Raw genomic sequence first — 16,958 nt, 5'->3', positions numbered from 1 at the left:
GAGAAATGGAATGATTTTCCTGAATGGCTGTCTAACAGCTACGTTTTCCCCTATTTTATCATCTCAGAGGCTATATGGATTCAAATACGCAAAAACATCACCGCATGGTGTTGTTTCCCATTTTCTTTTTTGTTGCTGTTAATCTTTTCGTCTTTACCCTCTCACGTTTAGGTTTATCCCTTTGGCAAGCGGATCGGGTGAGTGCGGTTGACGGTTGGCTGTCATTATTCGTACAAGGATTACGAATTGATATTGTGTCTTTGTGCTATTTATTTGGGCTGCCAGCCTTATTGACGGTGTTACTTTATCACCATAATGGGCTTGGATGTGTGTGGCGAAAAATTCTGCGAGTTTGGTTAACTGTCGGCAGTGTGTTTATTCTTTTTATGGAAATTGCCACGCCTGCTTTTATTGAAACCTATGATTTTCGTCCAAACCGTCTTTTCATTGAATATCTGATCTACCCTAAAGAAGTTTTCAGTATGCTTTTTGAAGGACATTTATTGTCTGTGGTTATCAGCTTGGTCGTTACAGGCTTTGCCACGGTTTTCTATTGGAAACTGGCAGGTTGGGCGGTTAAAAATCTGACCTCACCAAGTTGGACATTTCGCCCACTGATGGCGTTATTGGTGATTGCGGTGGCATTTATTGGGGCACGTTCCACGTTTGCCCACCGTGGTATTAACCCTGCGATGGTGGCGTTTTCGTCTGATGGATTAGTCAACTCTTTGGTGCTCAACTCGGGGTATTCGGTGATTTATGCCGCACAACAATTTAAAGATGAAGGCAATGCGGCAACCTTATACGGCAAAATGCACACCGATGAGATGTTAAGTATTGTGAAAAAAAGCCGTGGTCGTCCTGAAAGTGATTACATTTCAACGAAATATCCAACTTTAACTCGCAATCAAGCCACTTACCAAGGTAAGCCGAAAAATATCGTCATTATTTTGGAAGAAAGTTTAGGGGCTCAATTTATTGGCACTTTAGGCGGGCTACCCTTGTCGCCAGAGTTTGACAAATTGGCACAAGAAGGTTGGTTATTTGAGAATTTGTATGCCACAGGAACACGTTCTGTTCGAGGTATTGAAGCGGTAACGGCAGGCTTTACGCCGACCCCTGCTCGTGCTGTGGTCAAACTCAGTAATAGCCAACATGGCTTTTTCACCATTGCAGAATTATTAGGGCAACAAGGTTATCACACCTCCTTTATTTATGGCGGCGAAAAACATTTCGATAATATGGCAAGTTTCTTCTATGGCAATGGCTTCCAAGAGATCATCGATGAGTTGGATTATCAACACCCGAAATTTAAAGCCACATGGGGGGTGAGTGATGAAGACTTGTTTGACAAAGCCCATGAAACTTTTACGAAATTGCATCAAGCAGGCAAACCTTTCTTTAGTTTGGTGTTTAGCTCAAGCAACCATGATCCGTTTGAGTTTCCTGATGGCAAAATTACGCTATATGAACAACCGAAACAAACCCGCCATAATGCCGCCAAATATGCCGATTATGCCATTGGGCATTTCTTTAAGTTAGCAAAACAGGCGGATTATTGGAAAGATACCTTATTTTTGGTGATTGCGGATCACGACTCTCGAGTGGGCGGTGCTGCTCTTGTGCCGATTAAACATTTCCATATTCCTGCCTTATTATTGGGCGATCATGTGGAAGTCAAACGTGATCCTCGTTTGGTGAGTCAAATTGATATGCCAACCACACTGTTATCTTTGGCTGGGGTGAGTGGTGATTACCCAATGATTGGCTATGACTTAACCAAAGCGGAAGATCCAAACCGTGCCTTTATGCAATATGATCAAACCCTTGCGATGATGAAAGGCAATGAGGTGGTGATTCTCGCCCCGAAAGTGGAGGCAAAAGGCTATCTTTATGATAAGCAAAGCAACCGCTTCACGGAAACTACGCTCTCACCTGAGCTGAAAAAAGAAGCCTTAGCCCATTCTTTATTAGGCAGTTATTTATATAAACACCGGTTATATAAATCAGGGCATGAAAAATCAACAGATTAAGGATGAATTTAAGGCGAATCTGTGTGTTCGCCTTATTTTTTTCAAAAAGTGCGGTATTTTTTAAAAAATTTTTAACATTTTAACGAAAATGAATTATTTATATGATTTTTTTTGTAAAAAAATGATATAAAAGCATTATCTACGATAGAACGCTATCGGTTAGTCACATAAGGGGTAAAAATGTTAACACCAATTCAAAACTTTCTAAAACAAGAAGCCGCTGGGGGGATTTTACTATTTATCTTTGCCACGTTAGCTATTATTTTAGCCAATACACCACTTCAGGAATTGTATTTTAATTTTTTACAAACGCCAGTGAGTATCCAAATTGGGGCGTTTAGCATCAATAAGCCCTTATTAATGTGGGTGAATGATGGATTAATGGCGATCTTTTTTATGTTAGTGGGAATGGAAGTAAAACGTGAACTACTTGAAGGCTCATTATCAAGTTATCAGCGTGCGATTTTCCCTGCCATTGCAGCAATTGGGGGCATGGTTGTTCCCGCACTGATTTTTATTTTGTTCAATACTGAACATCCCGAATTTCAGGAAGGCTGGGCGATTCCTATGGCAACAGACATTGCGTTTGCTTTAGGGGTAGTGGCATTACTGGGTAAACGTGTGCCTTTAGCATTAAAGATTTTCTTGCTTGCCCTTGCCATTATTGATGACCTAGGGGCGATTATTGTCATTGCCTTATTTTTCTCACATGATTTAAGTCCACAAGCCTTTGTATTTGCAGGCATTGCCATTGCGGTTTTGGTGACCATGAACCGTTTAAAAATTACCGCATTATCTGCATACGGCATTGTTGGTTTGATTTTATGGGCATCGGTCTTAAAATCAGGGGTTCATGCCACGCTCGCTGGGGTGATTATTGGTTTCTGTATTCCATTAAACGGTAAAAAAGGCGATCGCCCGTTAGATAATTTTGAGCACACCCTCTCACCTTGGAGTGCTTTTGCTATTTTACCGCTTTTCGCATTTTGTAATGCGGGCGTATCCTTAATTGGCATGGGCGTGGATAACCTCACCTCAACCTTGCCAATGGGCATTGCGTTAGGGTTGTTATTAGGCAAACCATTGGGGATTTTCTCATTTTGTTTTATCGCCGTGAAATTAGGTTTGGCGAAGTTATCTGAAAGTATTAATTTCAAACAGATTTTTGCGGTTTCTGTCCTTTGTGGTATTGGCTTTACGATGTCCATGTTCTTGGCAGGATTGGCGTTTGGTGCAGAAACGGGTAGCGAAAATGTGACTGCCTTAGCCCGTTTAGGCATTTTAATGGGATCAGGCATTTCTGCCGTGCTAGGTTATCTGTTATTAAGACTTTGCACCAAAGATACCCTTGAGACCAGCTCTGCCACAGCGTCGACAAAACACTAAAAGCTCGTTATCTCATAGCGAAAACCGCCTTTTGTCTTTTTAGACGGGCGGTTTTTTCTTTTTCATTTAGGGATCATTGCTGAGGCTTTGGGGAATATGCGGCGTAAGAGGAAGAAGCCAAATAGCAAGACAACGCATTTTTACGGGGCGGTGGGGATAAACTGACATAAATTAAGGAAAAGTAGCGGAATCTTTCGCTATTTTTTGTTATTCTTAAAGCAATTTTAAGTTCTATGGATCAGTCTTTATGTCAAACCAAGAAAATATTGCCCAAAATCAACCGCAGGTTGAATCTTCCTTCAATACCCACTTAGAAGAAACCACGCACTTTGGTTTTAAAACCGTCGCAAAATCGGAAAAACAAAAAATGGTCGCCAATGTCTTTCACTCGGTGGCGGACAAATATGACCTGATGAACGATTTACTTTCTTTTGGTATTCACCGTATTTGGAAACGCTTTAGCATTGATTGTAGTGGGGTAAGAAAAGGGCATAAAGTGCTTGATTTAGCGGGTGGTACAGGGGATTTTACTGCCAAGTTTTCCCGCATTGTGGGCCCGACAGGGGAAGTGGTGTTAGCCGACATTAACGACTCCATGTTGCGAGTGGGGCGTGAAAAATTACGCAATCTAGGCATTGTGGGAAATGTGAATTACGTTCAAGCCAATGCGGAAGCGTTACCTTTCCCCGACAATACCTTTGATTGTGTCATCATCAGTTTTGGTTTACGCAATGTGACAGACAAAGACAAAGCGTTACGTTCCATGTATCGTGTGTTAAAACCCGGTGGTCGTTTATTAGTCCTGGAATTTTCAAAACCTATTTTAGCCCCATTAAGTAAAATTTATAATTTCTACTCTTTCAATATCTTGCCAAAAATTGGTGAAGTGGTGGTGAATGATGGCGATAGTTATCGTTATCTTGCCGAGTCTATTCGTATGCATCCAGAACAGGAAGTGTTAAAACAAATGATGATTGATGCGGGGTTTGAACAGGTCGATTATTATAATTTAAGTGCAGGGATTGTCGCATTGCATCGAGGTTACAAATTCTAACTTCTAAGAGGGCCATTTCATGCATTATCGAGCTGAAAATCATTCAAAACTTGTCTTGGCGTTATTAGGACTCGATATTCTCATTTATGCAGTACAAATTTGGTTAAGTTTCAAGATATTTGATGAAACGAATCTATTATTGCAGCAGGAACTCGCCATCAGCCAACTCCCTGAGGGTGTCGCACAATTGATGCAAGCCGACGAAATCTTACACCATGTGAAGCTCGGCAGCTTTATCCTGTTAGGGGTGATCATTTTAAGCTGGATTTATCGTGCCCATCGTTTTGTGCATACCAGCGTGAATGCCACGGAGATTAAATTTACAGATGCGGCTTGTGTGGTGTATTTTTTCATTCCTATTGCGAATCTTTTTATGCCTTATAAAGCCATGAAAGAAACATGGTTAGCCAGTGAATCACCAGAGGCTTGGCAGAAAAAGCCTACGCCGATCACTTTGATTGTTTGGTGGCTAGTTTGGTTGCTACGCATCAATCTTGGGTTCATCTTTTTTTTACCAAGAGCGGAGTATTTTAAGGACATTCAAGGCATAAATGATTTTTCAGCCTTGATGATTATCGATAGTGCCCTTGCCATTTCACTGGCACTGATTTTTTCCTTGGTCGTGCTACAAGTCGAACGCATTCAAAATAAAAATTCAAAAAACGAGCCGACCTTTTCTAAAAAAGAACATAAAACGACCTCAACGTCCTTAGTGAGCTAACTATTAATCATGAAACCGTTACCTTTTTTTCAGCAACTGATGTTGCCACAATTTCTAAGTGCAGGCTTGGAAACATTACTGAATCAGTTAATTCAGCATACTGACCACTGTGAACCTTATTTACGCAAGCTGAATAACCAAGTTTTGGCGGTCAAATTACAACAAATTGATCTCCCTTTATATTTTGTGTTTTCCGCACAACGTATTGATTTACTGACTCAATATGAAGGGCATTGTGATTGTGTGGTCGAAATTGCCCCCAGTTTGCTTTTGCACATACCGAAGAAATCAGAACTGAGCCAATGTATTAATGACAAATCCATTTTATTACAAGGGGATTTGCAAGTGTTGCAAGGCTTTGTGGCATTGCTGGAATTTGTGGAAAAAGATCCTGCAGAACTGTTATCTCGCTACATTGGCGATGTGCCAGCACAAAGTGCGGTAGATTTTTTACGGAAATTACGCCATTTATTTCAGCACAAACTCAAACAAAGCCAACAATTTTGGGGGGAACGCCTCACAGAAGAATGGGAAGTGATTTCACCGAGATTAGCGATTGCGGATTTTTGTGATCAAGTCAAAATCCTTGAAAAAGACACCGCACATTTAGCACAAAAAATTGAACAGTTGTCCATTCAAAAAGCCTGATATTACGGATAAGTCATGCAATTCAACGATATTAAACATTTGTACCGCATCATCAAAACCCTCTTAATTTATGGCATTGATGAAGCCTTGCCTCATCACCGCTATATGCGTCCCATTCGTTGTTGGCGAAAAAGTTTATTTTGGCTACGTCATCAACATAAAGACAAACCCTTTGGGTTACGTTTACGGTTAGCCCTACAAGAATTAGGTCCTGTTTGGATCAAACTGGGGCAAATGCTGTCGACACGCCGTGATTTATTTCCGCCAGAAATTGCCGATGAACTGGCATTATTACAAGATCAAGTGGAACCTTTCGAGGGAAAACTTGCTCGCCAACAAATTGAAAAAGCACTGGGTGCCCCTTTAGAAACTTGGTTTGAGGATTTTAATGAGCAGGCACTTGCCTCCGCTTCAATCGCACAAGTGCATACGGCAAAATTTAAACAAAATCTACCGCACTCTCTCCCACATTTAGAGGGGCTTGATCCCAATCTGGCGGGGAAAGAAGTGGTGCTGAAAGTGCTACGCCCTGACATTCAACATATGATTGAGGCGGATCTTAGCTTAATGTACAGGCTTGCCAGTTGGATTCCTCGTCTAAAAGCAGAAGGTCGCCGTTTACGTCCTGTGGAAGTGGTGCGTGAATATGAAAAAACCTTACGAGATGAACTGGATTTACGCCACGAAATGGCAAATGCCATTCAATTGCGGGCTAATTTTGATAACAGCCCGATGCTGTATATTCCAGAAATGTATCCGCTATTCTGTCATAAAAATGTGATTGTGATGGAACGTATTTATGGCATTCCAGTTTCCAATGTGGCAGAACTGAAAGCCAATGGAACCAATATGAAATTATTGGCAGAGCGGGGTGTGCAAGTGTTTTTCACTCAAGTTTTTCGTGATAGTTTTTTCCATGCCGATATGCATCCAGGCAATATTTTTGTGAGCCGAGAACACCCTGAGGATCCGCAATATATTGGCATTGATTGTGGCATTGTAGGGCGTTTAAATGAACATGATAAACGTTATTTAGCCGAAAGTTTTGTGGCATTTTTTAATCGAGATTATCGCCGTGTGGCAGAAATGCACGTCGCATCGGGTTGGACACCGAAAGACACCAACATTGATGACTTTGAACAGGCATTTCGTGATGTGTGCGAACCGATTTTTGCCAAACCTTTGTCTGACATTTCCTTTGGGCACGTCTTGTTCAATCTATTTAATGTGGCAAGGGAATACAACATGGAAGTGCAACCCCAGTTGGTGTTGCTGCAAAAAACCTTATTGTATATTGAAGGGTTAGGCAGACAGCTTTATCCACAATTAGATTTATGGGATACTGCCAAACCTTTTTTACAAAATTGGCTTGATGAGCAAATGGGGGTGAAAGCCTTTACCCGCACCTTGAAACAAAAACTCCCTTATTGGCGTGAATATGCACTGGATTTCCCTGAAACATTCATCAGTGCCTTGCAGCAACAAAAAGTCATTGCCGAAGAATTAGCCCATCTCAATCAGCGGTTACGCAAAAAACAAAAGCAACACCCAATATTCAGTTTCTCGCTAGGTTTTGCTTGTGGTTTAGGGGTTTGGTTAATCAGCAGAATCTTCTTCTGATCGAGTTCAACAAAATACAAAATAATGTAAATTGGCTATTGTTCAGAAGGCGTAAAAAAGCTATATTCAGCGACGTTATTTTTTAAAAGGAAGGAAATACTATGAGTCTTAGTCTCCCGCAACTTCTTATTATTGTTGCAATCGTTGTGTTATTGTTTGGCACAAAAAAATTAAGAACCTTAGGTTCGGATTTAGGTGAATCGGTAAAAGGTTTCAAAAAAGCCATGTCTGATGAGCCAAAAGATGCTGAATTTAAAGCATTAAATAATGAAAACGAAAAGACAGCAAGCACTGAAAAAGCAAAAGATAAAGAACAAGCATAATGTTTGATATTGGTTTTTTTGAGTTAGCACTCATTTTTGTTATTGGCTTAGTGGTGCTTGGGCCGACACGTTTACCTGTGGCTATCCGTACGGTAATGGGGTGGATTGCCACGGTTCGAGGCTTGGCAAATAATGTCCAAAACGAACTGAAACAAGAGCTAAAATTGCAAGAGCTGCAAGAAAGTATCAAAAAAGCAGAACAATTCAATTTACAGCAACTTTCCCCTGAATTGGGGAAAACCGTTGAGGAACTGAAAACCTCAGCAGAAAAATTACGTACTGCATTGGACGAAAAAGCCGCAGCCACCAACACCACCTTGGCAGAGCAGGTTGAAGCCATCAAACAATCGGTTGAACCAACCCTCAAGCACGCGGCAGAACAACAAGCAGAACATGCCGTTGAGCCAACAGAATCACATGAAGAAACTATTTCAGAAATGACCGCACTTTCTCCTGCTGAGCAAGCGGAATTGGCGGAAGCACAAGATGAAATGGCACATATTCAACAATATTATCCTGACGATGACATGATGGATGATCCTGTATTGCCAGCGTCGCATTCACAATCCCAACTACAAGATAAGAAAGCATAATGAGCGTTGAAGAATCTCAACCCCTAATTAGTCATTTAATGGAATTACGTGATCGTCTATTAAAGTCGATCATTTTTGTTGCCGTCGTTTTTTGTGGTCTGGTTTATTTTGCCAATGACATTTATCAATTCGTTGCCTCCCCTTTAATTGATGCATTGCCAGCGGGAGCAAGTATGATTGCAACGAATATCGCCACGCCCTTTTTCACCCCGATTAAATTGACGGCAGTGGTGTCGGTGTTTTTATCTGTCCCTTATTTGCTTTATCAAATTTGGGCATTTGTGGCACCTGCTTTATATCAACATGAAAAACGCTTAATTTATCCGTTACTTTTTTCCAGTACGGTGCTATTTTATTTAGGCGTTGCTTTTGCTTATTATGTGGTCTTCCCCTTGGTATTTGGTTTTTTAACCAAAACGGCACCAGAGGGCGTGTCCATTGCAACGGATATCAGCAGCTATCTTGATTTCGTGTTGACGATTTTTTTAGCTTTTGGCGTGTGTTTTGAAGTGCCTGTCGCCATTATTTTACTTTGTTGGACAGGCGTTACCACACCTGAAGACTTAAAAGCCAAACGCCCTTATATTATTGTGGCGGCGTTTGTCATTGGTATGCTACTCACCCCTCCAGATGTGTTTTCACAGACCTTATTGGCAATTCCAATGTGGTTGTTGTTTGAAATTGGTGTGGTGGTGGCACGGTTCTACCGACCAAGAGAAGATGACGAAACGGCATCATCGTAAGTGGTATCATCGTCGAACACGCTATTTTGTTGGGCAAGCTGAAAGGCTTGCCTTTTAACTTCCCTCAATTGCCACCCAATATGCTTGGCTTTGTGATGACCTCAAAGAGGAACAACTGATGACACAACAAATTTTTACTGGCTTCCCATTACGTCGTTTACGTCGCATGCGTAAACAGGATTTTAGCCGTCGCTTAATGGCAGAAAATAAACTGACAGCAGATGATTTGATTTACCCTGTTTTTATTATTGAAGGGGAAAATTATCGTGAGCCTGTGCCTTCTATGCCAGGGGTAGAGCGTTTAACGATCGATCAGTTATTAATTGAAGCGGGTTTGTTGGTGAAATACGGTGTGCCTGTGATTGCCTTGTTCCCTGTTGTCGGGCTAGATAAAAAATCCCTAATGGCAGAAGAAGCATATAACCCACATGGTTTAGTGCAACGTGCCGTTAGAGCGTTAAAAGCCACTTATCCTAAATTAGGTGTATTAACGGATATTGCTCTGGATCCTTATACTTTGCATGGGCAAGACGGGATTATTGATGAAAATAGTTATGTTTTAAATGACTTGACCACCGAAATTTTAGTCAAGCAAGCCCTTTCCCATGCGGAAGCAGGGGCTGATATTGTGGCACCAAGCGATATGATGGATGGCAGAATTGGAAAAATTCGTACCGCACTGGAAGAGGCAGGCTTGATTAATACCCTGATCATGGCGTATTCAGCAAAATATGCCTCGAATTATTATGGACCATTCCGTGATGCCGTAGGCTCTGCTGCACAGTTAAAAGGTGATAAAAAAACCTATCAGCTTGATCCCGCCAATAGTGATGAAGGCTTGCAAGAAGTGGCACTTGATTTGCAAGAAGGGGCGGATATGGTGATGGTGAAACCGGGCATGCCTTATTTGGATTTAGTGTATCGTGTAAAAACGTATTTTGGGGTGCCGACGTTTGCTTATCAAGTGTCGGGGGAATATGCCATGCACCAAGCCGCCATTCAAAATGGCTGGTTAAAAGAAAAAGAATGCATTATGGAATCTTTACTTTGCTTTAAACGGGCGGGGGCAGATGGCATTCTCACTTATTATGCGAAACAAGTGGCAGAATGGTTGTATTTAGAACAACAAGCAAACTCATCAGATGATTAAGCGGAGGCGGATGACAATCCGCCTCTTTTTATGTCTTCAACGTAGCGATTTTTCTTTTAAAGCAGTGGGTTAGTGATTTTCCTGAATGGATAAAGGCACAAAGGTTGTGCTGGTGCGATAACCAGCCATTAAGGTTTGCCAGTTATCTTCATTGAAGTGGATCTCTAAACGATCGACTTCTTTGTAAAAAGAACGTTGTAAACGTTGTAGATTCGCTTCTTTCCAACGGTCGCCTTTTTTTAAGTGGCACTTATCAAAGTCAAGTAGCCAAAATTTTGCACCATATTCTGCCTGTTGTAGCAAAATATTATGAGCATTCAAATCACTGTGGCAAACTTGATGATTGTGTAGCTTGCGAATTAATGTGCCAATTTGAAACCATTGCATATTGCTGAGCGTGTTTTTTTTTAAGTAGACGGTGAGATCTTCGGCATTCTCCACCAACTCCATTAATAAGTCGGCACGATAAAAGCCGAGTCTATTTTTTTTGACACGTGCACCGATAGGTTTGGGAACAGGCAAGCCTGCTTGATGAAGTTGGTTAAGTAAGTGAAACTCTGCCACACTGCGAGTTTTGTGCAATTTTCGTTGCCAGTAATAGTCGGGATTAATTTTTCCAATTAAACCCCCACGATAATAATGACGTAGGGCGGTGTTGATGCCGAAAATATCTTTGGTTTCTAAAAACCAAGTTTTGCCACGTCCTTGGGCAAAGCCTAAAGTGCGGTTCTTTTTTTGCCAAAATTCAGGTTCAAAGAATGCAGTTTGATCGGCTTTAGGGTGATCAAACTGGAAAAGAAAAAATCCATTTTTTGTTTCGATTTCAAGCATAATAGACAAGATTTAATCTGTGATAGCGGATAGGCACATTCTACTTTAAAATAAACAGAATTCCAAAATTTCCAAGCGTTAAGGATAGTCTATGGCTTTATTTCACACAGCTCCCCGTGCTTTATGTATTTTACGTCTTTCTGCGATTGGTGATGTTTGTCATGCATTGGCGGTGGTGCAGCAAATTCAACGTTATTGGCAAGACACCAAAATTACCTGGATTGTGGGCAAAACCGAAGCACAATTATTAGCGGGTATCCCGAATGTGGAGTTGATTGTGTATGATAAAAAAACGGGTTGGCGAGGAGTGCTGACCTTGTGGAAAACCCTGCGAAAACAACGGTTTGATGCCTTATTAAATATGCAAACTGCGTTGCGAGCCTCTGTGATTTCCTTAGGTATTCATGCCAAATATAAAATTGGCTTTGGTCAACAGCGTGCCAGAGAAGGACAGTGGCTTTTTACCAATAAACGGGTTGAGGATCCCAGCAACCCGCATGTTTTAGACGGATTTATGGCATTTGCACGCTATCTTGGTGTGCCGACAAGCCCACCAACATGGCAATTAGCCATCAGTGAGGCAGATCGTCAAGCTGTCGCAGGATATCTTGATCCTACTCGGAAAAATCTTTTAATTTCACCTTGTTCAAGTAAAAAAGAAAAAGATTGGCTGGTGGAACGTTATGCACAAGTGGCGAATTTAGCGAATCAACACCATGTTCATGTAATTTTATGTGCCTCACCAGCACCACGAGAAATGGCGATGATTGAACAGATTAAAGCCTTATGTGATTTTCAACCGACAGATTTAGCGGGCAAAACCAATTTAAAACAATTGTGTGCGTTGATAGGCATGGTGGATTTGGTGATTTCGCCTGATTCAGGACCTGCCCATATGGCAACCATGCAAGGCACCAATGTCATTGGGTTATATGCCTATCACAATCCATTACGCACAGGTCCTTACCATAATTTAGATAATGTGGTCTCCGTGTACGAACAGCATGTTCAAAAGGAATTTGGGAAATCAAGCGATCAGTTACCTTGGGCAACTAAACTTAAAGGGAAGAATTTGATGGCAGATATTTCCGTGGAGGCGGTAGTGAATCAAATACGGGCATTGAAGTTATGGTAAAAGTGCGGTGATGTTTAAAAAAGTTTTTAAGGAAAGATATGCTTAATCGAATTTTTTCTTGGTTTGAAAACCGTTTAAATCCCTATCCAAGTGAGGTGCCGAAAACCCCGAAAACAGGGGTGTTCGCCTTTATTTGGTCGAGTATTGAGGGCATGAAAGGGTGGATTTTTTTACTCGCCTTTCTCAATATTGGTATCGGGGTGGTTGAAGGGGTGTTATTTCAACTGATGGGCGTGATCGTCGACTGGTTAGCCATTTACACCCCTGCCACCTTATGGCAAGAAAAAGGCACCCTATTAATTGCCATGGTCGCCTTATTATTGTTTAGCATTCTTTGGTCATTTGTTACGTCTGCCGTGCATTTACAAACGCTACAAGGGGTCTTCCCGATGCGTTTACGTTGGAATTTTCACCGTTTAATGTTGGGACAAAGTTTAAGTTTTTATCAAGATGAGTTTGCGGGTCGGGTGTCTGCCAAAGTGATGCAAACCGCCTTAGCCGTGCGTGATACGGTGATGACACTTGCCGACATGATGACCTATGTTAGTGTTTACTTGATTACCTCTAGCATTGTCCTTGCCACCTTAGATCGCTGGCTCTTGTTGCCTTTTATGCTGTGGCTGATTGTTTTTGGACTGTTGTTGCGGGTGTTGATTCCGAAATTGGCGAAAACAGCAGAACGGCAAGCGGATGCCCGTTCCTTAATGACAGGACGAATCACCGATGCATACGCCAACATTGCCACGGTGAAATTATTTTCTCATGGCACAAGGGAAGCGGCTTATGCCAAGCGTTCAATGCAAGAATTTATGCAAACCGTCCATGCTCAAATGCGTTTAGGGACATTATTGGATATTTTGACCTATTCAGCCAACATTTTACTGACCTTAAGTACAGCCGTTTTAGGGATTGTACTTTGGCAAAACGGGCAAATTGGTGTCGGTGCAGTGGCAACTGCCATTGCCATGGCGTTACGGGTAAATGGATTATCGCATTGGATTATGTGGGAGGCGGCACGCTTATTTGAAAATGTGGGCACCGTGAACGATGGTATGCAAACCCTCACTAAACCTCACACCATTGTGGACAAACCTGATGCGAAACCGTTGCAAGTCCGTCAAGGAGAAATTTGTTTTCGTGAGGTGAGTTTTGCCTATTCACCAGATAAACCCTTGCTTAACCAGTTTAATTTAACCATTCAACCTGGGGAAAAAGTGGGGCTAATCGGACGTTCTGGGGCTGGAAAATCCACCATTGTGAACTTGTTGTTACGTTTTTATGAGGCACAACAAGGGGAAATTACCATTGATGGGCAAAATATTTGTGATGTTAAGCAAGAAAGTTTACGTCGCCAAATTGGTTTAGTGACTCAAGATACCTCGCTATTACATCGTTCGGTGCGAGAAAATATTATTTATGGCAAGCCCAATGCCAGTGAACAAGACATGATTCAAGCGGCACAACGTGCAGAAGCGGCAGATTTTATTCCGCATTTAAGTGATGCGAAAGGTCGTAAAGGCTATGATGCTCATGTGGGAGAACGTGGGGTGAAACTTTCAGGGGGACAACGTCAGCGTATTGCCATTGCTCGAGTCATGTTAAAAGATGCCCCGATTTTATTGCTGGATGAAGCCACCAGTGCTTTAGATTCGGAAGTGGAAGCGGCGATTCAGCAAAGTTTAGCTAATATGATGGAAAATAAAACTGTGATTGCCATTGCTCACCGTTTATCCACCATTGCGGCAATGGATCGGTTAATTGTGTTAGATAAAGGGCAAATTGTTGAACAAGGCTCACATGCACAATTGTTAGCTCAAAATGGACTGTATGCCAAACTTTGGGCACATCAAAGCGGTGGTTTTTTACAAGATCAAAGCGAGGAAGAGAATGATGAGGGGGCATATGCCTAACGGCAAGAAAAGCCGTTAACCTTTCAATATGAGGACGTAAAAAAGGGGGGAAGCCATGGCTTCCCCTTTATATGTGTTAAAGTGCGGTGCATTTTCAAAAAGTTTTTACTGCCTTTTGGCTTGTTTCACCGCCTTTTCGTTTTTAGGGTAACAGTTGTTCTAACGCCCAAAGTTCTTCAAAACCTTCACGGCGACGAATTAAATGGACTTGATCACCATCTACGATCACTTCTGCGGTACGAGGGCGTGAATTATAGTTTGATGACATACTTGCCCCATAAGCTCCCGCAGAACGTTGTGCTAGATAGTCGCCTTCGGCAATAGCTAATGTGCGTTGCTTACCTAAGAAATCGGAGGTTTCACACACAGGGCCGACCACATCATACACTTGAGGTTGGCGATCTAAGTGACGGTTCACTTCGATAATATTCATATACGCACTATAAAGTGTCGGGCGAATCATGTCATTCATGCCAGCATCGACAATGGCAAAGTGGCGATCTTCATTCACTTTTAAATATTCCACTTTGGTCACCAAAATCCCCGCATTGGCTGTGATGGCACGGCCTGGCTCTAAAATAATTTCTAAGTCAGGATAGGCACTGAGTTTTGCCAGTAAGGCAGCGGTATATTCTGTTGGATGTGGAGGCGTTTCGTCTGTGTAAGTCACGCCAAGTCCGCCACCTAAATCAAGATGTTTAAGGGGGATGCCATCTTGTTTTAATTGTTCCATGAGCACAATGAGGCGATCGGTCGCATCTAAAAACGGTTGTAATTCCGTGATTTGAGAGCCAATATGACAGTCCATCCCCGTAATGCAGAGATGTGGGAGCTGTTGTGCGAGTTGATACACTTCACGGGCTTGATTCACACTGATACCAAATTTATTTTCTTTTAATCCCGTTGAAATATAAGGGTGGGTGTGTGCATCCACATCGGGATTGACTCGCAAAGAAATCGGGGCAATTTTGCCAAGTTTGCCAGCCACGTGATTAATGCGGTGTAATTCCGCCACGGATTCCACATTGAAACAACGAATCCCCACTTCTAAGGCACGTGCAATTTCTGTTTCAGTTTTTGCCACACCAGAAAACACCACTTTATTGGCATCGCCCCCTGCCGCTAACACACGTTCAAGTTCCCCTTGAGACACAATATCAAACCCCGATCCCAATTTTGCCAAAATATTTAAAATGGCAATGTTCGGGTTTGATTTCACGGCAAAACAAATTAAATGTGGGTGATGGCTTAATGCATTATTAAAAGCGTGCCAATGGCGTTCTAGGGTTGCACGAGAATAAATATAGAGAGGCGTGCCAAACTGTTGGGCAATTTGCTCAACAGACACCTGTTCAGCCATTAAGTGTTGATCTTGGTATTGAAAGAAATCCATTTTTACCTCTTAGTGTTGTGTGGTTTGTTGTGTTTGTTCTGGGAAATACAATGCGTCTTTTACGCCACAGCTTGTGCTTAATACACAAATGGCACTTAAGACAAAAAGAGAAACCCATTTTTTCATTTTTATGATCCTTAATTTTAAATTTGAGCCTACTTTTTACCATTAAATCCGCCTTTGTGCTATCACAATAATGTGAAAATCTTTATAATCGGGATTTTTATGATGAAGCTTAAGAGGGAGTTATGAACGTAGCTGAATTTCACCAAAATATTGAAAAAATCTGGTCCATTATTGAAGAACAATTGGAAGAACAGGATTGTGATGTGGATTGTGATACACAAGGATCGGTTTTTAGCATTACGTTTAAAGATCGTAGCCAAGTAGTGATCAATAAACAAGAGCCGTTGTTGGAGCTTTGGTTAGCAAGCCGTGCAGGGGGCTTCCATTTTAGTTTCCAAAACAATGAATGGGTGAGCAGTGATGGCAAAACGTTCTGGCGCTGTTTAGAACAAGCTTGTGCGGCACATGGTGAGTCGGTCCATTTTCATTAAGGATATGTCATGAACAAGCATGCTCTTCTTTTCATTGCCAGTTTAATGCTGTGTTGTTCGATGCCAAGTCGGGCAGCCCTGGCTCCATCGCCTTATCCATCTCGAGCAGATGTCTTGTTAACTAAACACACGGGTGATTTTGTTGGTTTAATGGCGTATGAACAAAATTACCTCATGGGATCATGGTCGAGTGGGAATTTTTTCCAACAAGATGAAGCCCGTAAAGATGAAATCAAATTTAAATTGAGTGTCGCCTTGCCGTTTTGGCGAGGTATTTTGGGGAAAAATTCGGTGTTGGCGGGATCTTACACGCAAAAATCATGGTTTCAGATCAGCAATGTGAAACATTCTTCCCCTTTCCGTGAAAGCAATTATGAACCTCAGCTTTTTTTAGCGTGGAAAACCGATGAACACTTACCTTGGGGATGGACATTGCGTGATGTGGAAACGGGGTTTAATCACCAATCCAATGGACGCAGTAATGAACAAGGGCTATCGCGTAGCTGGAACCGTTTATACGCCAGAGCATCTGCCACAAAAGGGAATTGGATCGTGGAATTTAAACCATGGTGGCGTATTCCTGAACGGGCTCGAGAGGACGATAATCCTGATATCACACGCTATCGTGGCTATTTTGATTTAAGTGTCGGTTATCGTTTCGACCAACATCAAGTGAAATTCACAGGGCATTATCATCCCCGCTCGAAAAAAGGCGGGTTAGAAGCGAGTTATCATTATCCTATCACCAAGCATATTGGTTTTTATGCTCAATATTATGCAGGGTATGGTGAGTCTTTGGTGGATTATCAGAAAAATATTCAGCGTATTGGCTTAGGCATTGCATTAAATAATGTGTTCTGA

Annotated in this window: 17 protein-coding genes; 14 read left to right on the top strand and 3 right to left on the bottom strand. The window is 41.9% G+C overall.

Annotated features, from left to right (window positions below):
* Positions 1–74: 74 nt before the first annotated feature.
* From ACPEEM_RS08740 to hemB, 10 genes are all read left to right on the top strand, one after another.
* Positions 75–2,033 carry an LTA synthase family protein gene (locus ACPEEM_RS08740; RefSeq protein WP_424406702.1) on the top strand — a complete coding sequence of 653 codons (1,959 nt, stop codon included), beginning with the start codon at positions 75–77 and terminating at the stop codon, positions 2,031–2,033.
* A 180-nt stretch (positions 2,034–2,213) separates the two neighbouring features.
* On the top strand, positions 2,214–3,419 hold the full coding sequence (gene nhaA, locus ACPEEM_RS08735; protein ID WP_424404928.1) for a Na+/H+ antiporter NhaA: 1,206 nt from the start codon (positions 2,214–2,216) through the stop codon (positions 3,417–3,419).
* A 247-nt stretch (positions 3,420–3,666) separates the two neighbouring features.
* Positions 3,667–4,473: a bifunctional demethylmenaquinone methyltransferase/2-methoxy-6-polyprenyl-1,4-benzoquinol methylase UbiE gene (gene ubiE / locus ACPEEM_RS08730; protein ID WP_424401765.1), complete on the top strand. Its 807-nt coding sequence runs from the start codon at positions 3,667–3,669 to the stop codon at positions 4,471–4,473.
* 19 nt (positions 4,474–4,492) lie between these two features.
* Positions 4,493–5,194, top strand: a complete 702-nt coding sequence (locus ACPEEM_RS08725; RefSeq protein ID WP_424406700.1) for a DUF4328 domain-containing protein — start codon at positions 4,493–4,495, stop codon at positions 5,192–5,194.
* 9 nt (positions 5,195–5,203) lie between these two features.
* A complete protein-coding gene (locus ACPEEM_RS08720; RefSeq protein ID WP_424401763.1) occupies positions 5,204–5,842 on the top strand; it encodes a ubiquinone biosynthesis accessory factor UbiJ in 639 nt (212 codons plus the stop codon).
* 15 nt (positions 5,843–5,857) lie between these two features.
* Positions 5,858–7,462 carry a ubiquinone biosynthesis regulatory protein kinase UbiB gene (gene ubiB / locus ACPEEM_RS08715; protein WP_424401762.1) on the top strand — a complete coding sequence of 535 codons (1,605 nt, stop codon included), beginning with the start codon at positions 5,858–5,860 and terminating at the stop codon, positions 7,460–7,462.
* 101 nt (positions 7,463–7,563) lie between these two features.
* The gene (gene tatA, locus ACPEEM_RS08710; RefSeq protein WP_424401761.1) at positions 7,564–7,785 is read left to right on the top strand and encodes a Sec-independent protein translocase subunit TatA; all 222 of its coding nucleotides are present in this window, start codon (positions 7,564–7,566) and stop codon (positions 7,783–7,785) included.
* Complete coding sequence (gene tatB, locus ACPEEM_RS08705; protein ID WP_424406698.1) at positions 7,785–8,378, top strand: Sec-independent protein translocase protein TatB; 594 nt, start codon at positions 7,785–7,787, stop codon at positions 8,376–8,378. The genes tatA and tatB overlap by 1 nt, the downstream gene beginning before the upstream one ends.
* On the top strand, positions 8,378–9,121 hold the full coding sequence (gene tatC, locus ACPEEM_RS08700) for a twin-arginine translocase subunit TatC (protein ID WP_424401759.1): 744 nt from the start codon (positions 8,378–8,380) through the stop codon (positions 9,119–9,121). The genes tatB and tatC overlap by 1 nt, the downstream gene beginning before the upstream one ends.
* A 118-nt stretch (positions 9,122–9,239) precedes the next feature.
* Positions 9,240–10,271: a porphobilinogen synthase gene (hemB, locus tag ACPEEM_RS08695; protein ID WP_424404926.1), complete on the top strand. Its 1,032-nt coding sequence runs from the start codon at positions 9,240–9,242 to the stop codon at positions 10,269–10,271.
* Between the two features lie 69 nt (positions 10,272–10,340).
* Here hemB and ACPEEM_RS08690 read toward each other — a convergent pair whose 3' ends face one another.
* Positions 10,341–11,102 (bottom strand): 3-deoxy-D-manno-octulosonic acid kinase, encoded by a 762-nt coding sequence (locus ACPEEM_RS08690; protein ID WP_424404094.1) that lies wholly within the window; start codon positions 11,100–11,102, stop codon positions 10,341–10,343.
* Positions 11,103–11,193: 91 nt separating this feature from the next.
* Here ACPEEM_RS08690 and ACPEEM_RS08685 point away from each other — a divergent pair, with 91 nt between their 5' ends.
* Both ACPEEM_RS08685 and ACPEEM_RS08680 read left to right on the top strand, forming a co-directional pair.
* Entirely contained in the window at positions 11,194–12,237 is a 1,044-nt protein-coding gene (locus tag ACPEEM_RS08685) for a glycosyltransferase family 9 protein (RefSeq protein WP_424406696.1), read from the top strand.
* Between the two features lie 38 nt (positions 12,238–12,275).
* On the top strand, positions 12,276–14,147 hold the full coding sequence (locus ACPEEM_RS08680; protein ID WP_424406694.1) for an ABC transporter ATP-binding protein: 1,872 nt from the start codon (positions 12,276–12,278) through the stop codon (positions 14,145–14,147).
* 142 nt (positions 14,148–14,289) lie between these two features.
* Here ACPEEM_RS08680 and lysA read toward each other — a convergent pair whose 3' ends face one another.
* Both lysA and lptM read right to left on the bottom strand, forming a co-directional pair.
* On the bottom strand, positions 14,290–15,540 hold the full coding sequence (gene lysA / locus ACPEEM_RS08675; RefSeq protein WP_424406692.1) for a diaminopimelate decarboxylase: 1,251 nt from the start codon (positions 15,538–15,540) through the stop codon (positions 14,290–14,292).
* Between the two features lie 9 nt (positions 15,541–15,549).
* Positions 15,550–15,666: an LPS translocon maturation chaperone LptM gene (gene lptM / locus ACPEEM_RS08670; protein ID WP_424401754.1), complete on the bottom strand. Its 117-nt coding sequence runs from the start codon at positions 15,664–15,666 to the stop codon at positions 15,550–15,552.
* A 122-nt stretch (positions 15,667–15,788) separates the two neighbouring features.
* On the opposite strand from lptM, the gene cyaY reads away from it, so the two are divergent.
* Positions 15,789–16,097 carry an iron donor protein CyaY gene (cyaY, locus tag ACPEEM_RS08665; protein WP_424401753.1) on the top strand — a complete coding sequence of 103 codons (309 nt, stop codon included), beginning with the start codon at positions 15,789–15,791 and terminating at the stop codon, positions 16,095–16,097.
* A 45-nt stretch (positions 16,098–16,142) separates the two neighbouring features.
* Positions 16,143–16,958 (top strand): phospholipase A, encoded by an 816-nt coding sequence (locus ACPEEM_RS08660; RefSeq protein WP_424404092.1) that lies wholly within the window; start codon positions 16,143–16,145, stop codon positions 16,956–16,958.

The organism is Pasteurella pantherarum (genome assembly GCF_049670885.1).
Classification (GTDB): domain Bacteria; phylum Pseudomonadota; class Gammaproteobacteria; order Enterobacterales; family Pasteurellaceae; genus Pasteurella.
Note: the sequence above shows the minus strand (reverse complement) of the source record. Positions and strands in the feature narration are given on the sequence as shown.

What these genes read in the sequence shown, in the direction of transcription:
- ACPEEM_RS08740 (WP_424406702.1), top strand. Translation starts at nt 75, where the DNA reads ATGGATTCAAATACGCAAAAACATCACCGCATGGTGTTGTTTCCCATT.
- nhaA (WP_424404928.1), top strand. Translation starts at nt 2,214, where the DNA reads ATGTTAACACCAATTCAAAACTTTCTAAAACAAGAAGCCGCTGGGGGG.
- ubiE (WP_424401765.1), top strand. Translation starts at nt 3,667, where the DNA reads ATGTCAAACCAAGAAAATATTGCCCAAAATCAACCGCAGGTTGAATCT.
- ACPEEM_RS08725 (WP_424406700.1), top strand. Translation starts at nt 4,493, where the DNA reads ATGCATTATCGAGCTGAAAATCATTCAAAACTTGTCTTGGCGTTATTA.
- ACPEEM_RS08720 (WP_424401763.1), top strand. Translation starts at nt 5,204, where the DNA reads ATGAAACCGTTACCTTTTTTTCAGCAACTGATGTTGCCACAATTTCTA.
- ubiB (WP_424401762.1), top strand. Translation starts at nt 5,858, where the DNA reads ATGCAATTCAACGATATTAAACATTTGTACCGCATCATCAAAACCCTC.
- tatA (WP_424401761.1), top strand. Translation starts at nt 7,564, where the DNA reads ATGAGTCTTAGTCTCCCGCAACTTCTTATTATTGTTGCAATCGTTGTG.
- tatB (WP_424406698.1), top strand. Translation starts at nt 7,785, where the DNA reads ATGTTTGATATTGGTTTTTTTGAGTTAGCACTCATTTTTGTTATTGGC.
- tatC (WP_424401759.1), top strand. Translation starts at nt 8,378, where the DNA reads ATGAGCGTTGAAGAATCTCAACCCCTAATTAGTCATTTAATGGAATTA.
- hemB (WP_424404926.1), top strand. Translation starts at nt 9,240, where the DNA reads ATGACACAACAAATTTTTACTGGCTTCCCATTACGTCGTTTACGTCGC.
- ACPEEM_RS08690 (WP_424404094.1), bottom strand. Translation starts at nt 11,102, where the DNA reads ATGCTTGAAATCGAAACAAAAAATGGATTTTTTCTTTTCCAGTTTGAT.
- ACPEEM_RS08685 (WP_424406696.1), top strand. Translation starts at nt 11,194, where the DNA reads ATGGCTTTATTTCACACAGCTCCCCGTGCTTTATGTATTTTACGTCTT.
- ACPEEM_RS08680 (WP_424406694.1), top strand. Translation starts at nt 12,276, where the DNA reads ATGCTTAATCGAATTTTTTCTTGGTTTGAAAACCGTTTAAATCCCTAT.
- lysA (WP_424406692.1), bottom strand. Translation starts at nt 15,540, where the DNA reads ATGGATTTCTTTCAATACCAAGATCAACACTTAATGGCTGAACAGGTG.
- lptM (WP_424401754.1), bottom strand. Translation starts at nt 15,666, where the DNA reads ATGAAAAAATGGGTTTCTCTTTTTGTCTTAAGTGCCATTTGTGTATTA.
- cyaY (WP_424401753.1), top strand. Translation starts at nt 15,789, where the DNA reads ATGAACGTAGCTGAATTTCACCAAAATATTGAAAAAATCTGGTCCATT.
- ACPEEM_RS08660 (WP_424404092.1), top strand. Translation starts at nt 16,143, where the DNA reads ATGCTGTGTTGTTCGATGCCAAGTCGGGCAGCCCTGGCTCCATCGCCT.